This is a genomic window from Enterobacter wuhouensis (assembly GCF_035835995.1).
In the GTDB taxonomy this organism is placed as follows: domain Bacteria; phylum Pseudomonadota; class Gammaproteobacteria; order Enterobacterales; family Enterobacteriaceae; genus Enterobacter; species Enterobacter wuhouensis.
Genome location: NZ_CP142124.1, coordinates 4,659,745 through 4,678,028 on the forward strand (window position 1 = coordinate 4,659,745; position 18,284 = coordinate 4,678,028).

An 18,284-nucleotide genomic window follows, 5' to 3' on the forward strand; every position below is an offset into this window, starting at 1 on the left:
TTCATCCTCCGTCGCCACGATAGTTCATGGCGATAGATAGCATAGCAACGAACGATTATCCCTATCAAGCATTCTGTTGAATAATACACCACATAGACGAGGCGGCACGTGTTTGACCCTTGACGTCCCTGCACCGTCAGCGAGTTTCTCTCAAAACTCGAACAACTAAAGCCAACGTGAACTTTTGCGGACCCCGTGGTCCGCTTTTTTTTTGCGTAAAAAAGCCCGGCACTAAGCCAGGCTCCGTTTTTCCCTCACCCTAGCCCTCTCCCAGAGGGAGAGGGAACCGATCGAGCCCCTCTCCCTGTGGGAGAGGGGTTGGGGTGAGGGCATCACACCGCAATATTGTCAAACCAACCGGTTTTTCGCATCCGCAATCGCCTGCGCCACCTGCTTCGGCGACACGCCGCCTTTCGCCGCACGCTTGTCCAGGCAAGACTGCAGCGCCAGGATCGGATACACATCATCCCCGATAACCGCGCTGAACTTCTGCAGGTCAGCAAGCGTCAGATCTTCCAGCGGTTTACCCTGACGAATCGCTTCCACCACCGCTTCACCCACAATATGGTGCGCCTCGCGGAACGGTACGCCTTTCGCCACCAGATAATCCGCCAGTTCGGTAGAGTTGGCATAGCCCTGCTGCGCCGCTTCCTGGCAGCGCGGGCGTTTCACCTGAATGCCATCCAGCACCAGCGCGCCCATATGCAGACAGTCCAGCCAGGTGTCGAGCGCGTCGAACAGCCCTTCTTTGTCTTCCTGCATGTCTTTGTTGTACGCCAGCGGCAGCCCTTTCAGGGTCATCATCATGCCGGTCAGCGCACCCTGCACGCGGCCACATTTGCCGCGAATCAGCTCCAGCGCGTCCGGGTTTTTCTTCTGCGGCATCAGGGACGAGCCTGAGGTCACGCGGTCGGACAGCTCGACAAAGCCCGCTTCACCAGAGTTAAAGAAGATCAGGTCTTCGGCAAAGCGCGACAGGTGCACCATGCCGATAGAGGCATTGGAGAGCAGCTCAAGCACGTGGTCACGGTCAGAGACGCTGTCCAGGCTGTTGCGGGTGGCGGAGGCAAAGCCCAGCCAGCCTGCCAGCTGTTCGCGGTCGATTTCATACGCCGTACCGGCCAGCGCGCCGCTGCCCAGCGGGCTGACGTCCAGACGCTTCAGGGTATCCTGCAGACGGCTTTCATCGCGCGCCAGCATCTCAACGTAGGCCAGACACCAGTGGGCAAACGTCACCGGCTGCGCGCGCTGCAGGTGGGTATAACCCGGCATCACCGCGTCCTGGTTATTCTGCGCGGTTTCCACCAGCGCGCTCTGCAGCTGACGATTGGCCGCCAGCAGTTCGCCAACGGTATCTTTACACCACAGCTTCAGATCGGTGGCGACCTGGTCGTTACGGCTGCGCCCGGTGTGCAGCTTTTTACCCAGCTGGCCGACTTTGTCGATAAGCTTGCCTTCCACCCAGCTGTGAATATCTTCAGCATCGCTTTGCAGGATTTGCTGCGGATCCAGACGTACCTCTTCAAGCAGGTTGTTCAGCGCCTCTTCCAGCTGCTGCTGTTCGTCTGCGGTCAGCACGCCAACCGTCACCAGCGCTTTGGACCAGGCCACAGAGCCGACGATATCCTGTTCGGCCAGGCGGTAGTCGAAGCGCAAAGAGTCGTTGAACTGTTTGAACCGCTGATCCGCTGCCTGTGTAAAACGCCCACCCCAAAGTGCCATAACATGCTTCCTTAATATCTTTGAATTTCATTGCCCGGTGGCGCTGCGCTTACCGGGCCTACAAAACATTAAATCGATTACGCTAAAATACGCGTGCCAATCGGCGTGCCGTTAAACAGCGCCGGGAGCTGCTCCGCGTGACGCCAGGAGGCGATATCCACCGGGCGGCCCAGCGTGCGCGCGGCGTCCAGCGCGGCGTTCACTTTAACAATCATACCGTCGGTGATAATGCCCTGGTCAATCAGCTGCTCGGCTTTCTCGGCGGTCATTTCCGCAATGCGCTGGCCTTTGCCGTCCAGAATGCCGCTCACGTCGGAGAGCAGGATCAGATCCGCACCCAGCGTTGCCGCCAGCGCGGTCGCCGCCTGGTCAGCGTTGACGTTCATCAGCTCGCCCTCTTCGGTCACGCCGATGGAGCTCACCACCGGCAGGAACCCGCCCTCCAGCAGGGTGTTAATCAGCTTAGGCGAACCTGGCTGCGCGAGTCCAACGTGGCCGAGTTGTTCGTCGAGCTGGGTCACTTTTACGCTGTCGCCATCGCCCAGATAGAGGCCAACGGACGCGATATGGTGTTTCTTCGCCCACGCCAGCAGCGTTTTGTTCGCCGTACCCGCCAGCGCGCCGGTAATGATGTCAATCTGATCGGCAGGCGTCACGCGCAGGCCGTTTTTCTTTACCACCGGCAGGTTGAGCCCTTTCATCAGCTCGTCCACCACGCAGCCGCCGCCGTGCACAATCACCAGCGGACGCTGGTGTGATTCGCGATAGTTCACCAGCGCGGTAAACAGACGCTCCAGCGCTTCTTCGCTGTCCAGCAGTACACCACCGAGTTTGATAATTAATGGGTTCATCATCACACCTTAAATAAGAGCCTGCGTTTCCGGGAAGCCGAAACGAATATTTGCGCACTGCATTGCCTGTGCGGCAGCGCCTTTGAGTAAGTTATCTTCTGCGGCGACCACGATGAGATGCTCGCCCTGCACGGCAAAGCCGATGTCGCAGAACGGCAGGCCGACCACGTTTTTCAGCGCCGGCACGCCTTTGTCGTACAGGCGCACCAGCGGTTTATCCGCATACGCCTGCGTGAAGACCTCACCAATCTGTTCTTTGGTCACGCCCGGCTTCAGGCGACAGGTAATGGTTTCGAGGATCCCACGCGGGAAGCTGCCCAGGTGCGGGGTGAAAATAACGTCCGCGCCAAGATGGGTGGTGATTTCAGGGTGATGACGGTGATTAAACACGCCATACGGCTGAAGGCTCACTTCGCAGAAGCTGTTGGAGATGGCGGCCTTGCGCCCGGCTCCGCTCACGCCGCTGGTGGCGTTGATCACCGGCCACTGGTTCAGATCCAGCAGGCCCGCGTCGATCAGCGGCTTCAGGGAAAGCTGCGCCGCCGTCGGGTAGCAGCCCGGCACGGCAATCAGGCTCGCTTCTTTCAGTTTATGCGCGCTCCACTCCGCCAGACCGTACACCGCTTTTTCAAGCAGATCCGGGTGCTGATGGGTGAAACCGTAATATTTTTCGTAGAACGCGCCGTCGTTAACGCGGAACGCGCCGGAGAGGTCGAACACCACGCAGCCAGCGGCTAAAAACTGCGGCGCCAGGTCGTGGCTGACCTCGTGCGCGGTGGCTAAAAACACCACGTCGACGCCGTCGGTAAACTCGCTGATGTCGGACATCGGCTGCAGCGGCAGGTCAACAATACCCTTAAGCTGCGGATGCAAATCGGAAATTAACTTTCCTGCATCATTGCTTTGCGCTGACACGGTCAAAGCGGTTATGGTCATATGTGGATGGCGATTCACGTAGCTTACAAGCTCTGCGCCCGCATAACCGCTAGCGCCTACAATCAGCGTATTCAACATCGGGTTCCTTTATGCTCAACGTTAATGTATTTTTATTCACATTTATTGCATGAATATTGATACTATCACGACCTAAGGTGTGTCAACAATGAAAATGAACTTACCGCCATTTATCGAGATCTACCGCGCCCTGATTGCCACTCCGTCCATCAGCGCAACGGAAGAAGCGCTGGATCAGAGCAATGAGTCTTTAATCAATCTGCTGGCGGGTTGGTTTAGCGATCTTGGGTTTAACGTTGAGGTTCAGCCCGTCCCCGGAACACGCCACAAATTCAACCTGCTCGCCAGTACCGGAAACGGCGCGGGCGGCCTGCTGCTGGCCGGCCATACGGATACCGTTCCCTTTGACGACGGCCGCTGGACGCGCGACCCGTTCACCCTGACCGAGCACGACAACAAGCTTTACGGCCTGGGCACGGCGGACATGAAAGGCTTCTTCGCCTTTATCCTCGACGCGCTGCGTGACGTGGACGTGACGACGCTGAAAAAGCCGCTCTACATTCTGGCAACCGCCGATGAAGAGACCAGCATGGCGGGCGCGCGCTACTTCTCTGAAAACACGTCCATTCGCCCGGACTGCGCGATCATCGGTGAGCCAACCTCATTGCAACCGATTCGCGCGCATAAAGGCCACATTTCTACCGCCGTGCGCGTCCTCGGCCAGTCCGGCCACTCCAGCGATCCGGCGCGCGGCGTGAACGCCATCGAGCTGATGCATGACGCCATCGGCCGCATCATGACCCTGCGCGACGATCTGAAAGAACGCTATCACTATGAGGCGTTCACCGTGCCGTATCCGACGCTGAACCTCGGCAGCCTGCACGGCGGGGATGCTTCTAACCGTATCTGCGCCTGCTGCGAGCTGCACATGGACATCCGCCCGCTGCCGGGCATGACGCTGAGCGATCTCGACGGCCTGCTGAACGAAGCGCTGGCCCCGGTAAGCGAGCGCTGGCCGGGCCGCCTGACGGTTTCCGAGCTGCATCCGCCGATTCCTGGCTATGAATGCCCGCCGGACCACCAGCTTGTGCAGGTGGTAGAAAAACTGCTCGGCGAGAAAACCGACGTAGTGAACTACTGCACCGAAGCGCCGTTTATTCAGACCCTGTGTCCAACGCTGGTGCTTGGCCCGGGCTCCATTAATCAGGCCCACCAGCCGGATGAATACCTGGAAACCCGCTTCATCAAGCCAACCCGCGAACTGATTACCCAGGTTGTGCATCACTTCTGCTGGCATTAAAAACTGCCCCTCACCCTGCCCTCTCCCCAAAGGGGCGAGGGTGTTCAAGTTCCCTCTCCCCTTTGGGGAGAGGGTTAGGGTGAGGGGAAAAATCCCGCGATCTCCGTCACATTCCCATAAGCATCTCTTATCTGACGCAATGCGAATTAAATTTCGTAAATTGCCCGCATTTATTCGTTTGCTGAACCGTTTTCGCAGCAATTGACGACGGGGGTTTTACGTGGCTTTATAAAGGGAGATGACAAAATAATGTCCAGAAGATTTTCGCCTGGGCATAAACAAAAATGATGGGGTGACTGGGTTTTTATGAACGAACAATATTCCGCGTTGCGTAGTAATGTCAGCATGCTCGGCAAAGTGCTTGGAGATACCATCAAAGACGCGTTGGGGGAGAACATCCTCGACCGCGTTGAAACCATCCGCAAGCTGTCCAAATCTTCCCGTGCAGGTAACGAGGCTAATCGTCAGGAACTGCTCACCACCTTGCAGAACCTGTCGAATGATGAGCTCTTGCCTGTTGCCCGCGCGTTCAGCCAGTTCCTGAACCTCGCGAATACCGCTGAGCAATACCACAGCATTTCGCCAAAAGGTGAAGCGGCCAGCAACCCGGAAGTCATTGCCAAAACCCTGCGTAAACTCAAAGATCAGCCAGACCTCAACGAAGCCACCATCAAAAAAGCGGTGGAGTCACTTTCGCTTGAGCTGGTGCTCACCGCGCACCCAACCGAAATCACCCGTCGTACCCTGATCCACAAAATGGTGGAAGTGAACAACTGCCTGAAGCAGTTGGATAACAAAGACATTGCCGACTACGAACGTAACCAGCTGATGCGCCGCCTGCGCCAGCTGATTGCCCAGTCCTGGCATACCGATGAGATTCGTAAGCATCGCCCAAGCCCGGTCGACGAAGCAAAATGGGGCTTTGCGGTGGTGGAAAATAGCCTGTGGGAAGGGGTTCCGAATTACCTGCGCGAGCTGAACGAACAGCTGGAAGAAAACCTGGGCTATCGCCTGCCGGTTGATTTTGTTCCGGTCCGCTTCACCTCCTGGATGGGCGGCGACCGCGACGGCAACCCGAACGTGACCGCGGAAATTACCCGTCACGTCCTGTTGCTGAGCCGCTGGAAGGCCACCGACCTGTTCCTGAAAGACATTCAGGTGCTGATCTCCGAGCTGTCGATGGTTGAAGCCACGCCGGAGCTGCGCGCGCTGGCCGGGGAAGAAGGTGCCAGCGAGCCGTACCGTTTCCTGATGAAAAAACTGCGTGGTCAGCTGATGGCCACTCAGGCCTGGCTGGAAGCGCGTCTGAAAGGTCAGCGCCTGCCGAAGCCGGAAGGGCTGCTCAGCCAGAACGAACAGCTCTGGGAGCCGCTCTACGCCTGTTATAAATCACTGCAGGCCTGCGGGATGGGCATCATCGCCAATGGCGAACTGCTCGACACTCTGCGTCGCGTGAAGTGTTTCGGCGTGCCGCTGGTGCGTATCGACGTACGTCAGGAAAGTACCCGTCATACAGAAGCGCTGGGCGAGCTGACCCGCTATCTCGGCATCGGCGATTATGAAAGCTGGTCCGAAGCCGACAAGCAGGCCTTCCTGATCCGCGAGCTGAACTCGAAGCGCCCTCTGCTGCCGCGCAGCTGGGAGCCAAGCAACGAAACCCGCGAAGTGCTCAACACCTGTAAAGCGATCGTTGATGCGCCGAAAGGATCGGTGGCCGCCTATGTGATCTCCATGGCGAAGACCCCGTCCGACGTGCTGGGCGTTCATCTGCTGCTGAAAGAAGCGGGAATCGACTACGCTCTGCCGGTCGCCCCGCTGTTTGAGACCCTCGACGACCTGAATAACGCCAACGACGTCATGACGCAGCTGCTGAACATCGACTGGTATCGCGGCTTCATTCAGGGCAAGCAGATGGTGATGATTGGCTATTCCGACTCCGCGAAAGATGCGGGCGTGATGGCGGCATCCTGGGCGCAGTATCAGGCGCAGGACGCGCTGATCAAAACCTGCGAGAAAGCCGGTATCGAGCTGACGCTGTTCCACGGACGCGGCGGCTCCATTGGCCGCGGCGGCGCGCCTGCTCATGCAGCGCTTCTTTCTCAACCGCCGGGAAGCCTGAAGGGCGGCCTGCGCGTCACCGAACAGGGCGAAATGATCCGCTTCAAGTACGGCCTGCCGGAAGTGACCATCAGCAGCCTGTCGCTCTATACCAGCGCGATACTGGAAGCAAACCTGCTGCCGCCGCCGGAGCCGAAAGAGTCCTGGTGCCGCATCATGGACGAGCTGTCGGACATCTCCTGCGATCTGTACCGCGGCTACGTGCGTGAAAACAAAGATTTCGTGCCTTACTTCCGCTCAGCAACCCCTGAGCAGGAGCTGGGTAAACTGCCGCTGGGCTCGCGTCCGGCCAAGCGTCGCCCGACCGGCGGCGTTGAGTCTCTGCGCGCGATTCCGTGGATCTTCGCCTGGACGCAAAACCGCCTGATGCTGCCCGCCTGGCTGGGTGCCGGCGCCGCGCTGCAGAAAGTGGTAGAAGACGGCAAGCAGAGCGAGCTGGAAACCATGTGCCGCGACTGGCCGTTCTTCTCTACCCGTCTGGGCATGCTGGAGATGGTCTTCTCGAAAGCCGACCTGTGGCTGGCGGAATACTACGATCAGCGCCTGGTGAAACCCGAGCTGTGGAAGCTGGGTAAAGAGCTGCGCGAACTGCTGGAAGGCGACATCAAGGTGGTGCTGGACATCGCGAACGATTCGCATCTGATGGAAGATTTGCCGTGGATTGCCGAGTCGATCCAGCTGCGTAACATCTACACCGACCCGCTGAACGTTCTGCAGGCAGAGCTGCTGCACCGTTCCCGTCTGGCGGAAGAAGAAGGCAAAGAGCCGGACCCACGCGTTGAACAGGCGCTGATGGTGACGATTGCGGGCGTTGCCGCAGGTATGCGTAACACCGGCTAATGCTTTACGCCCGGCGGCGCTGCGCTTGCACAGGCCTACGATAAGTAGGCCGGGTAAGCGTTAGCGCCACCCGGCAATATCCTGGTATCCACACCATGCACCACGACATCACCCATATCCTGACTGACCTGATCAACGGCACAACGCCGCTGCGTCAGGTGCATTTTGCAAACTCCGCGACCTCCGCCCCCGAACTTGCCTTGCAGGTCGATTTTCCGCGTCTGGAGATCGTGATCGAAGGTTCGATGAAAGACCTGGCTGGCTGCGTTTTACAGCGGGGTGATGTTTTATACGTCCCGGCCGGCGGCTGGAATGACCCGCAATGGCAGAAGCCCGCGACGACGTTGAGCATCCTGTTTGGTAAACAGCAGCTTGGATTTAGCCTCCTGCACTGGGACGGTGTTGAGGTACGCAACCTGGCAAAGCAACACGTTGCCCGCCGTGGCCCTCGCATTGGCTCATTCCTGCTGCAAACTCTCCATGAAATGCAGATGCAACCGCACGAGCAGCAAACCGCACGGCTGGTTGTCGCCAGCCTGCTCAGCCACTGTGTGGATCTCTTGGGCAGTCAAATACAGACAGCCTCCCGCAGTCAGGCTCTGTTCGAAGCTATCAGGGTCTACATCGACGAACACTATGCCGCCCCGCTAACCCGAGAGTCCGTTGCCCAGGCGTTTTACATCTCCCCAAACTATCTGTCGCATCTCTTCCAGAAAACGGGCGCAGTGGGTTTCAATGAATACCTGACCCACACCAGGCTTGAGCGCGCGCGTCAGCTGCTGAAAGGCTATGACCTGAAGGTGAAAGAGGTGGCGCATGCCTGCGGGTTTGTCGACAGTAACTACTTCTGCCGGTTATTCCGGAAAAATACGGAGCGATCGCCTTCGGAGTATCGCCGCCAGTATCACAGCCAGCTCACCGAAAAAGCGGCTAGTCCAGAATGAGTTGAGTATGTTGCGGCGCGGAAAGCAGTTTTCGTACTGCGCCCATCACCTTCTGCGGGTCACGTAAAAAAGCATTAATTCCGCACTTTACGTAGCGGGCATTTTCGAAGCGTTCACTCTCTGCCAGCTCAATATCCGTAATAAGCAATACCGCATCGGCGCGGCGTACATCGTCGTCCGTAAGTGCATTTTCAACGCCCAGCGCGCCCTGCGTTTCAATGAGAATGCTGCACTTCTCTTGCTGACAGATTTTCTCCAGACGCTCAGCGGCCATATAGGTATGCGCAACGCCGCTGACGCAAGCCGTTACCGCTACCAGATGACGTCCCGTTAGCACTGTCATTCTTAACCTCCTACGGTGACATTGAATCCTTCACGTTCCGCCATTATGCGCATTGCAGAGACCTCTGCTTCTGTCGGAGGGGCCACCTGCTGCATCCCCCACTCCTGCCCCAGCAAACGGTATTTTGGTTCTCCGTACTGATGAAACGGCAATAAATGCAGTTGCCGTATTCCAGAAGGTAGCAGAAACGCCAGCACGCGCGCCATGTTCGTTTCGTTGAGCGTATAGCCCGGAATAAGCGGCACGCGGGGGATCACGTTTATCCCTTCCGCCACAAGCTGCATAAAATTATCCATTACCCTGGGCAAATTCATTGCCACCGAAGAACGTGCCTTTTCGGGGTCCATGATCTTCAAATCAAACAGCACTTCATCGCACTGGCGCGCTAGTGGCAATAACCGGGACAAGGGCGCATCCCCTGCCGTTTCAATGGCCGTATGCACGCCGTAACGACGCAGCCGCTGTAAAAACTGGGTTGCAAAAGGCGCCTGCATCAACACTTCCCCTCCGGAAAGCGTGACGCCACCGCCCGATGAGCGAAAGAACACGTCGTCTTTCATCACCTCATTTTCCAGCTCGTCCAGCGTCACATCCCGCCCGATGCGCTCAAACGCGCCGGACGGGCACTCGTCCGCATCACGCAGGCAGGGCGTGCAGTGAAGGCATTTACTTTCCCGGCGAACCGTCTCTATTTTCGGCGAGATCGACTCCGGGTTTGCGCACCACGGACAGCGGTGAGGACAGCCTTTAAAAAAGACCACCGTACGGATGCCGCATCCGTCATTCAACGAATAGCGCTGAATGTTGAAAATACGCGCCATACTGGCGCTTGTTTCAACTACATCACAGCTGATGCGCTGTACGGCGGATAATGTCATCCTGGATCTCCTTCGATAACTCAACAAAGAAGGCGCTGTATCCGGCCACGCGTACCACCAGACCAGCAAAATCCTGCGGGCGCTGCTGTGCTTCACGCAGCGTATCCGCATTCACCACGTTGAACTGGATGTGCTGCAATTTAAGCTGCGTGAACGCACGGAGGAAATCGGCCAGCTTTTGTAGCCCCGCGTCGCCTTCCAGCGTTGCTGGTGTGAATTTGACGTTGAGCAGCGTACCGTTAGATAACAGATAGTTATCCAGCTTGCTCACCGATTTGAGTACTGCCGTTGGGCCCTGCATATCTTGTCCAAGCATCGGTGAGAGCCCGCCGTCCGCCAGCTGCTCGCCGGCATAGCGGCCATCCGGTGTCGCGCCAACAACTGCACCCAGCGGCACGTGTGCCGATACGGTATAAGAGCCCGGCGTGAACTGCCCGCCGCGCGGGTTCCGGTATTTTTCGACCTCTTTACAGTAGTGGCGCAGCAGTTCAGCGCTGATGTTGTCGACATCATCAATATCATTGCCGTATTTTTCGAAGCGATTAATCAGCCTTGCACGCACCTTTTCGCCCTCAGGGGTACCAAAGTTCGCTTTTAACACGGCTAAGAGCTCATCAAAACTTAAGCGCTGCTGTTCAAAGACAAGCCCTTTAAGCGCGTGCAGTGAATCACTCAGGTTGGCTATCCCGATCCCCTGTACGCCAGAGAAGTTATAGCGCGCCCCGCCCTCGGTAATGTCTTTCCCTGTTTCCAGACAATCGCTTATGAAGGAAGAGAGCAGCGGCACTGGGGCCCAGTCGCGATGGCCGATATCGCAGATATTGCTTCCCTCGACCATGAGCGCAATGTAGTGATTGATTTTGGTGCGAATATGTTCCAGCAATCCTTCATAACTCAGGTCTGCCTTGCCTTCGTTTTCCTGCATGGCGATTTCCATGACTTTCAGCAGGTTAAACATGGCAATATCGTGCAAACCGTAGGTTTTACCGGGAATAGATAGCTCAACGCAGCCAACGACCGCGTAATCGCGCGCGTCTTCCAGCGACACGCCGCGATTCAGGAAGGCAGGTACCACCACTTCATCATTGAAAATCTGCGGAATACCGGTGCCCAGGCGGATCGTCTCTGCGGTTTTAAGCAGGAAAGGCCGGTCGATAAGCTCGTTCACCCGCACGCCGAGGTTGGGCTGCGGAAGCTGAACGCGTTGGTAGGCATCCAGACACAGGAAGGAAAGCACGTTCACCGCGCTACGACCGTTCTCCGTCAGGCCGCCCAATAGCGCGGTATACCCGGTCGGAAACCCGGCAAAATAGCGGGCGCTGCTGGTCGAGCGTAAAAGCACCACGTCATTGCACTTCACCCACAGCGATTCCAGAATCTCTTTCAGGAACGCGGGTGCTTCGCCCTGTGAGAGCGAGGCCTGATAAAACGGCAGCATATACTGGTCAAAACGCCCGATAGAGAGCGAGCTGGCGTTGGATTCGTACTGCAAAATGACGTTCATGTACCAGAAAAGCTGACACGCCTGCCAGAACGTTTGCGGCTTATGCTGCGCGTTGTGGCGCGAGATTTCTGCAATCTTCAATAACTCTTCACGCCGCGCTACGTCGCTGCTTGCAGCCAACTTTTCAGCCAGTGATGCATAGCGCAGTATATGACGCTGGGACGCTTCAAGCAGGATCAGCGCGGCGGCATAGAACGTGTTCTGCGCATCGCGGGCGCAGCGTTCGCGCAATTCCTCAACCAGCGCACCCAGGCCGTTATTGAGCAGGCGCGGATAATCAATAATGATATGCCCCTGCCCTTTATCCGTCTGGTTGACGCTAAAAATCTGCGTGCCAACGGCCGCTTTCACCTCATCCGTCATCTGGCTGTTGATGAAATCCTTCATCGACCGCTTTTCCCAGTAGGGATACAGCACCTCACGGTAGGTCTGCTTGTCCTCGTCGCTGATATCGAAGCGATCCTGCGGACGCGTGGCAAACTGATCCAGCTCTTTAAGCAGCCAGTAGGGGTCCATCTCAGGCGACATAATGCCCGCGCGCGGTTTAACGGTGCGGTTCCCGGCAATCAGCTCCTCATCACGAATCGCGATGTTCACATGGTCAAGAATGTACGCCGTCGCTTTCGCGCGCCTGATAATCACCGGCTCGCCTTCCGTCTGCTGATGGCTGGCGGTATAAAGCAAGGCACGCTCAAGCGAGATTTCACGCGGGCTGGCAAAGAGTGCGTCTTTCAAACGCTGGGTACGATTCGTCATGAGGGAACTCCTGTAGAGGAAAAACAAGCCCGCCCCGAAGGGCGGGAGAGCATCAGGCGGTTTGCGCCAGGTGGGCATCAATTTTGTTCATGATGGCGTCGGCGCGTTTTACCGCGTCGCTGATGTTGACGCGCACGATGGTTTTCCCGGCAAAGCGCTCTTCAAATTTAATGCCGATATCCTTGGTCAGGATCACCATATCCGCGGCGGCCACGTCTTCTGCCGTCAGTTCGTTCTCAAGACCGATCGACCCCTGCGTCTCAACCTTCACTTCCCAACCTTTGGCTTTGGCGGCGCTTTCAAGCGCCTCGGCCGCCATGTAGGTATGAGCGACGCCAGACGGGCAAGCTGTTACTGCGATAATTCGAGCCATGTTCTCTTCCTCACTCAGTTAATTTCGAAATCCAGATCCAGGTCATCCTCTTTTTCCTCGACCTGTTTTGTATTCTTACGGGCAAGACTCTTCAGCACGTTGACGCTGATAGCCGTCACTACCGCCCCGACAGCAACCGCCACGATATAGCCCAGCTTGCCGTCGACGACCGGCAGAACGATTAGCCCGCCCCATCCGGCATAGCACTGTGCGCCCATCACGGCGGCAGTTACCGCACCGCACGCAGAGCCGAGCATGATGGAAGGAATAACGCGCAGAGGGTCGGCGGCGGCGAACGGAATCGCCCCTTCGGTCACCCCTACGCAGCCCATCACCAGCGCCGCTTTCCCTGCTTCGCGCTCTTCGCCGGTAAAGTTTTTGCGGTTAATCAGCGTCGCCAGGCCTAAGCCCAGAGGCGGCACACAGATACCTACCGCCGCGATTGCTACTACGGTGTAAACACCCTGAGCCACGCAGATCAGCATGAAGGCATAGGCCACTTTGTTAATTGGACCACCCATATCAAAGGCCAGCATGAGCCCGATGATGACGGCCAGGAACACGATGCTGCCCTGCTGCATCCCCTGCAGCCACTGGGTTAAGCCCGTCGTCAGCGCACCTACGGGCTCGCCCAGCCCCCACATCATGATGCCTGCGGTAACAAAGGTGCCAATGATAGGGATGATGAAGATAGGCATGACGGAGCGCAGAACTTTTGGAACCGGCAGTTTTTTCAGATACCAGACCACTATCCCGCCAAGTATCCCGGCAATAATGGCGCCGAAGAAACCCGCACCGAAGCTATTACCGACCCAGGCAGCAATAGCGCAGGGCGCAAGCGCGGCACGTTCGGCAATGGAATAGCCAATGTAGGCGGCCAGGAATGGCACCATCAGCGTCAGCCCTGCCACGCCGATGTCGAACAGCTTTTTGAGGTTGGGATCGGTTGCCGCATCCGGTACTGCACCCTTGCCATAAAGCATGACCGAGACGGCCAGCAAAATACCGCCCGCGACCACGAACGGGATCATGTGCGACACCCCCGTCATCAGATGCTGCCGCGTGTTCTTGAGAATATGCACCAACTCTTTCATATGTCGCTCCTGGCCTAAACCCGTAAAGATGTTGTGGCAACAATAGGCAATCAGAAAGACCGCGGACAGGAGACAAAAAGGCCATTTACTGGATTTTTGTAATGTCGAAATAAAAATGCGATCCGCCTCGACATTTCACCAGCAGAGCACATTAAGCAAACCTGCATAACCTGTGAGTCAAATCTCACTTTTCGCGTGACATTACATTTGTCCAGCTTTTGGCAGATTTGTCACATGGCGCGATTCATCACCACGCTCGTATCCTGTGCTCAGTGAATGACTATTCGTTTCAGGAGTATGTGTATGGCTCTGGTAGTGGAATTTACCTGTGAATTGCCCAACGGTGTTCACGCGCGTCCGGCAAGTCATGTGGAAACGCTGTGCAATACGTTTAAGTCGCATATTGAGTGGCACAACCTGCGTACGGACCGGAAAGCTGATGCCAGGAGCGCGCTGGCGCTGATTGGCACCGATACGCTGGCTGGCGATGCCTGTCGGCTGGTGATCGAGGGAGAGGATGAACAAAGCGCCTGCCAGCACCTGGAAAAATGGCTTCGAGAAGAGTTTCCACACTGTGACACACCGCTTGAAGATGTCATCAATACCGAACTTGATCCGCTGCCAGAATCGCTCACGCGCCTCAATCCCACCCTGTTTCGCGCCCTGCCCGTTTGCAGCGGCAGCGCCCAGGGCATCCTGACCCTACTGACCTCGCTTGATCTCAATGTCCTTACGGATTTACCCGAAGCAAAAAGCCCAGAAGAAGAGCAGTCCGCACTGGATAGCGGCCTCAAGCTGCTGGTGAAAAACATTGAGCTACGCGCGCTCGACAGCGACAGCACCGCCAGCGCAATTCTTGAAGCCCATCGCTCGCTGGCAACGGATGCCTCATTGCGACAGCATCTGCTTGCGGGCGTGAGCCAGGGGCTAAGCTGCGCGCAGGCAACAATCGCCACTGCGAACCATTTCTGCGATGCGTTCTCTCGTTCCAGCAGCAGCTATCTGCAGGAACGCGTGCTGGATGTGCGCGATGTTTGCTATCAGCTTCTGCAGCAAATCTACGGTGAACAGCGCTTCCCCGCGCCGGGCCAGCTGACGCAGCCGACCGTCTGTCTTGCTGACGACCTCACGCCCGGCCAGTTCCTGGAACTGGATAAAACCTTACTCAAAGGACTGCTGTTAAAAAGCGGCGGAACCACCTCGCACACTGTGATTCTTGCGCGCTCATTTAATATTCCCACGCTGGTGGGTGTCCACAGTGAAAGCCTACTGGAATGGCGCAACCAGCCTGTCTTTGTGGATGGCAATGCCGGCGCGGTCGTGGTCAACGCCAGCGATGCGGTGGCACGCTACTACCGCCAGGAAGCACGGGTACAACAGGCATTACGCGAACAGCAACGCATCTGGCTCGACAGGGAAGCCAGAACCGCCGACGGCCTTCGCATCGAGATTGCCGCGAACATTGCCCACGCAGTAGAAGCGCAGGCAGCATTTGGTAACGGCGCCGAGGGCGTTGGCCTGTTTCGCACCGAAATGCTGTATATGGACCGCAGCAGCGCGCCCGGTGAAAACGAGCTGTACAACATTTTCTGTCAGGCGCTGGAAAGTGCAAACGGGCGCAGCATTATCGTACGCACCATGGATATCGGCGGCGATAAGCCGGTAGCGTACCTGAACATTCCGGCGGAGAATAACCCGTTCCTCGGCTACCGCGCCGTACGCATTTACGAAGAGTACGCAACGCTTTTCACTACCCAGCTTCGGGCGATCCTGCGCGCCTCTGCTCACGGCAATCTGAAGATCATGATCCCGATGATCTCCTCCATGGAAGAGATCCTGTGGGTTAAAGAGAAGCTCGCCGAAGCGAAACAGCAGCTTCGCGCTGAACACGTTCCTTTTGATGAAACAATCCCGCTCGGCATCATGCTGGAAGTGCCTTCGGTGATGTTTATCATCGACCAGTGCTGTGAAGAGATTGATTTCTTTAGCATTGGCAGCAATGACCTGACGCAGTATCTGCTGGCCGTCGACCGCGACAACGCCAAAGTCACCCGCCATTACAACAGCCTGAACCCGGCCTTCCTGCGCGCGCTGGATTACGCGGTACAGGCCGTCCATCGTCAGGGAAAATGGATTGGCCTGTGCGGCGAGCTGGGCGCAAAAGGTTCAGTACTGCCGTTGCTGGTGGGTCTGGGTCTGGACGAGCTGAGCATGGGCTCGCCTTCTATTCCGGCAACCAAAGCCCGTCTGGCACAGCTTGATAGCCGCGCCTGCCGCCAGCTGCTGAACCAGGCGATGGCGTGTCGCACCTCGCTTGAAGTGGAGCACCTGTTGGCGCAGTTCCGCATGAGCCAGCAGGACACGCCGCTGGTGACGCCACGCTGTATTTCGCTGAATAACGACTGGAACAGTAAAGAAGAGGTCATGAAAGGGATGACCGATAACCTGCTGCTCGCCGGACGCTGCCGCTATCCCCGCAAGCTGGAGGCCGATCTATGGGCGCGTGAAGCCGTTTTCTCTACCGGGCTTGGCTTCAGCTTCGCCATTCCGCACAGCAAGTCTGAGCATATTGAGCAATCCACCATCAGCGTTGCGCGCCTGAAATCCCCCGTCATGTGGGGCGATGAAGAAGCACAGTTCATCATCATGCTGACGCTGAACAAACACGCCGCGGGCGACCAGCATATGCGCATTTTCTCGCGCCTGGCCCGCCGCATCATGCATGACGATTTCCGCAGCGCGCTGGTTAACGCCAGTTCAGAAGAGGCCATCGCCTCCCTGTTAGAACACGAATTAGAACTTTAATACGAGGAAGAGTAATGGAACTGTATCTGGATACCGCTAACGTGGCGGAAGTTGAGCGCCTGGCCCGCATTTTTCCCATTGCGGGCGTGACCACCAACCCGAGCATCATCGCCACCAGCCGAGAATCTATCTGGGACGTGCTGCCGCGTCTGCAGAAGGCCATCGGGCCGGAGGGCACGCTGTTTGCCCAGACCATGAGCCGCGATGCCGACGGTATGGTGGCGGAAGCCAAACGCCTGAACAACGCCATCCCTGACATCGTGGTGAAAATCCCGGTGACGGCTGAGGGGCTTATCGCGATCACGGCGCTGAAAAAAGAGGGCATTACCACGCTGGGCACCGCCGTTTACAGTGCCTCGCAGGGGTTGCTCGCCGCACTGGCAGGCGCGAAATATGTCGCGCCGTACGTCAACCGCGTCGATGCTCAGGGCGGCGACGGCATTCGCATGGTGCAGGAGCTGCAGTCCCTGCTGGAACTGCACGCGTCGGAAAGCAAAGTGCTGGCCGCCAGCTTCAAGACGCCGCGTCAGGCGCTGGACTGCCTGCTCGCCGGATGTGAAGCAATCACGCTTCCTTTAGACGTAGCGCAACAAATGCTCGGCACCCCGGCGGTAGAGTCAGCCATAGAGAAGTTCGAGCAGGACTGGAAAAACGCGTTTGGTAACCTCAACCTCTAAGGGAGAACTGTTATGGACCGTATCATTCAATCGCCTGGGAAATACATCCAGGGCGCTGATGTGCTTACCCGTCTCGGCGACTATCTAAAACCGCTGGCGCAGCGCTGGCTGGTTGTTGGCGATAAATTTGTGCTGGGCTTTGCCGAAGAAACCCTGCGCCAGAGCTTTAAACAGGCAGAGCTGCACGCCGAAATCGCGCCGTTTGGCGGCGAATGTTCACAAAATGAAATCGAGCGCTTGAAAAAGCTGGCCGACAGTGCCGACTGCATGGCTGTGCTGGGTATCGGCGGCGGTAAAACGCTGGATACCGCCAAAGCGCTTGCCCACTTTATGAATGTGCCCGTTGCGATTGCCCCTACCATCGCCTCCACCGACGCCCCGTGCAGCGCCCTTTCCGTGATTTACACCGACAGCGGTGAATTCGATCGCTACCTGATGCTGCCGCACAACCCGAACATGGTCATTGTTGATACCAAAGTGGTGGCGGGCGCGCCCGCGCGCCTGCTGGCTGCCGGGATTGGCGATGCGCTGGCAACCTGGTTTGAAGCACGCGCCTGCTCGCGCAGCGGTGCCACCACCATGGCGGGCGGCAAGTGCACGCAGGCGGCATTAGCCCTGGCCGAGCTGTGCTACAACACGCTGGTTGAAGAGGGTGAGAAGGCGATGCTCGCGGCGGAACAGCACGTGGTGACGCCCGCGCTGGAACGCATTATCGAAGCGAACACCTATCTCAGCGGTGTCGGTTTCGAAAGCGGCGGACTGGCGGCGGCTCATGCCATTCACAACGGGATGACCGCGGTGCCGGATGCGCATCACTTCTATCACGGCGAAAAAGTGGCGTTCGGCACGCTGACGCAGCTGGTGCTGGAAAACGCGCCGGTAGAAGAAATAGAGACCGTTGCCGCGCTTTGCCACAGCGTGGGGCTGCCGATCACCCTGGCACAGCTGAACATCAAAGAGGATATTCCCGCCAAAATGCGTCTGATAGCGGAAGCGTCCTGCGCGGAAGGTGAAACCATCCACAACATGCCGGGCGGCGTGTCGCCGGATCAGGTTTACGCGGCGCTTTTGGTGGCCGACCAGTACGGGCAGCGGTTCTTACAGGAGTGGGAGTAACGAAATAGC

Annotated in this window: 14 protein-coding genes; 6 read left to right on the forward strand and 8 right to left on the reverse strand. The window is 57.5% G+C overall.

The genetic code is table 11. The features are described from left to right. Positions 1-348: 348 nt before the first annotated feature. The 3 genes from argH to argC all read right to left on the reverse strand — a co-directional run bounded on the left by argH (position 349) and on the right by argC (position 3,587). A complete protein-coding gene (argH, locus tag VPX56_RS22245) occupies positions 349-1,722 on the reverse strand; it encodes an argininosuccinate lyase (protein WP_326468962.1) in 1,374 nt (457 codons plus the stop codon). Positions 1,723-1,799: 77 nt separating this feature from the next. Beyond that, positions 1,800-2,576 carry an acetylglutamate kinase gene (gene argB, locus VPX56_RS22250; RefSeq protein WP_131635650.1) on the reverse strand — a complete coding sequence of 259 codons (777 nt, stop codon included), beginning with the start codon at positions 2,574-2,576 and terminating at the stop codon, positions 1,800-1,802. Between the two features lie 6 nt (positions 2,577-2,582). Continuing rightward, positions 2,583-3,587 carry an N-acetyl-gamma-glutamyl-phosphate reductase gene (gene argC, locus VPX56_RS22255; protein WP_326468964.1) on the reverse strand — a complete coding sequence of 335 codons (1,005 nt, stop codon included), beginning with the start codon at positions 3,585-3,587 and terminating at the stop codon, positions 2,583-2,585. 88 nt (positions 3,588-3,675) lie between these two features. Between argC and argE the strand changes: the two genes are divergently transcribed. From argE to VPX56_RS22270, 3 genes are all read left to right on the forward strand, one after another. Continuing rightward, the gene (gene argE / locus VPX56_RS22260; protein WP_119938155.1) at positions 3,676-4,827 is read left to right on the forward strand and encodes an acetylornithine deacetylase; all 1,152 of its coding nucleotides are present in this window, start codon (positions 3,676-3,678) and stop codon (positions 4,825-4,827) included. Between the two features lie 306 nt (positions 4,828-5,133). Continuing rightward, entirely contained in the window at positions 5,134-7,785 is a 2,652-nt protein-coding gene (gene ppc, locus VPX56_RS22265) for a phosphoenolpyruvate carboxylase (RefSeq protein ID WP_131635647.1), read from the forward strand. Between the two features lie 95 nt (positions 7,786-7,880). Then, complete coding sequence (locus tag VPX56_RS22270) at positions 7,881-8,729, forward strand: helix-turn-helix transcriptional regulator (protein WP_131635646.1); 849 nt, start codon at positions 7,881-7,883, stop codon at positions 8,727-8,729. Here VPX56_RS22270 and VPX56_RS22275 read toward each other — a convergent pair. The 5 genes from VPX56_RS22275 to VPX56_RS22295 are packed head-to-tail and all read right to left on the reverse strand — an operon-like array spanning position 8,716 to position 13,677. Then, on the reverse strand, positions 8,716-9,072 hold the full coding sequence (locus tag VPX56_RS22275; RefSeq protein ID WP_131635645.1) for a PTS fructose-like transporter subunit IIB: 357 nt from the start codon (positions 9,070-9,072) through the stop codon (positions 8,716-8,718). The two genes, VPX56_RS22270 and VPX56_RS22275, sit on opposite strands and share 14 nt — an antisense overlap. Positions 9,073-9,074: 2 nt before the next feature. Beyond that, positions 9,075-9,950, reverse strand: a complete 876-nt coding sequence (locus tag VPX56_RS22280; RefSeq protein ID WP_326468967.1) for a [formate-C-acetyltransferase]-activating enzyme — start codon at positions 9,948-9,950, stop codon at positions 9,075-9,077. Further along, entirely contained in the window at positions 9,916-12,210 is a 2,295-nt protein-coding gene (locus tag VPX56_RS22285; protein WP_131635643.1) for a formate C-acetyltransferase, read from the reverse strand. Before VPX56_RS22285 ends, VPX56_RS22280 begins: the two co-directional genes overlap by 35 nt. Before the next feature lie 52 nt (positions 12,211-12,262). Beyond that, a complete protein-coding gene (locus VPX56_RS22290; RefSeq protein ID WP_023326311.1) occupies positions 12,263-12,583 on the reverse strand; it encodes a PTS fructose-like transporter subunit IIB in 321 nt (106 codons plus the stop codon). Between the two features lie 14 nt (positions 12,584-12,597). Then, positions 12,598-13,677, reverse strand: a complete 1,080-nt coding sequence (locus VPX56_RS22295; RefSeq protein WP_131635642.1) for a PTS fructose transporter subunit EIIC — start codon at positions 13,675-13,677, stop codon at positions 12,598-12,600. 303 nt (positions 13,678-13,980) lie between these two features. Between VPX56_RS22295 and ptsP the strand changes: the two genes are divergently transcribed. Genes ptsP through gldA form a run of 3 tightly spaced genes read left to right on the forward strand, consistent with a single transcriptional unit; the run spans position 13,981 to position 18,275 of the window. Further along, positions 13,981-16,482 (forward strand): phosphoenolpyruvate--protein phosphotransferase, encoded by a 2,502-nt coding sequence (gene ptsP, locus VPX56_RS22300; protein WP_326468971.1) that lies wholly within the window; start codon positions 13,981-13,983, stop codon positions 16,480-16,482. 14 nt (positions 16,483-16,496) lie between these two features. Then, entirely contained in the window at positions 16,497-17,159 is a 663-nt protein-coding gene (gene fsa, locus VPX56_RS22305) for a fructose-6-phosphate aldolase (RefSeq protein ID WP_326468973.1), read from the forward strand. Between the two features lie 12 nt (positions 17,160-17,171). After that, a complete protein-coding gene (gldA, locus tag VPX56_RS22310; protein ID WP_131635639.1) occupies positions 17,172-18,275 on the forward strand; it encodes a bifunctional L-1,2-propanediol dehydrogenase/glycerol dehydrogenase in 1,104 nt (367 codons plus the stop codon). The last annotated feature ends 9 nt before the right edge of the window (positions 18,276-18,284 follow it).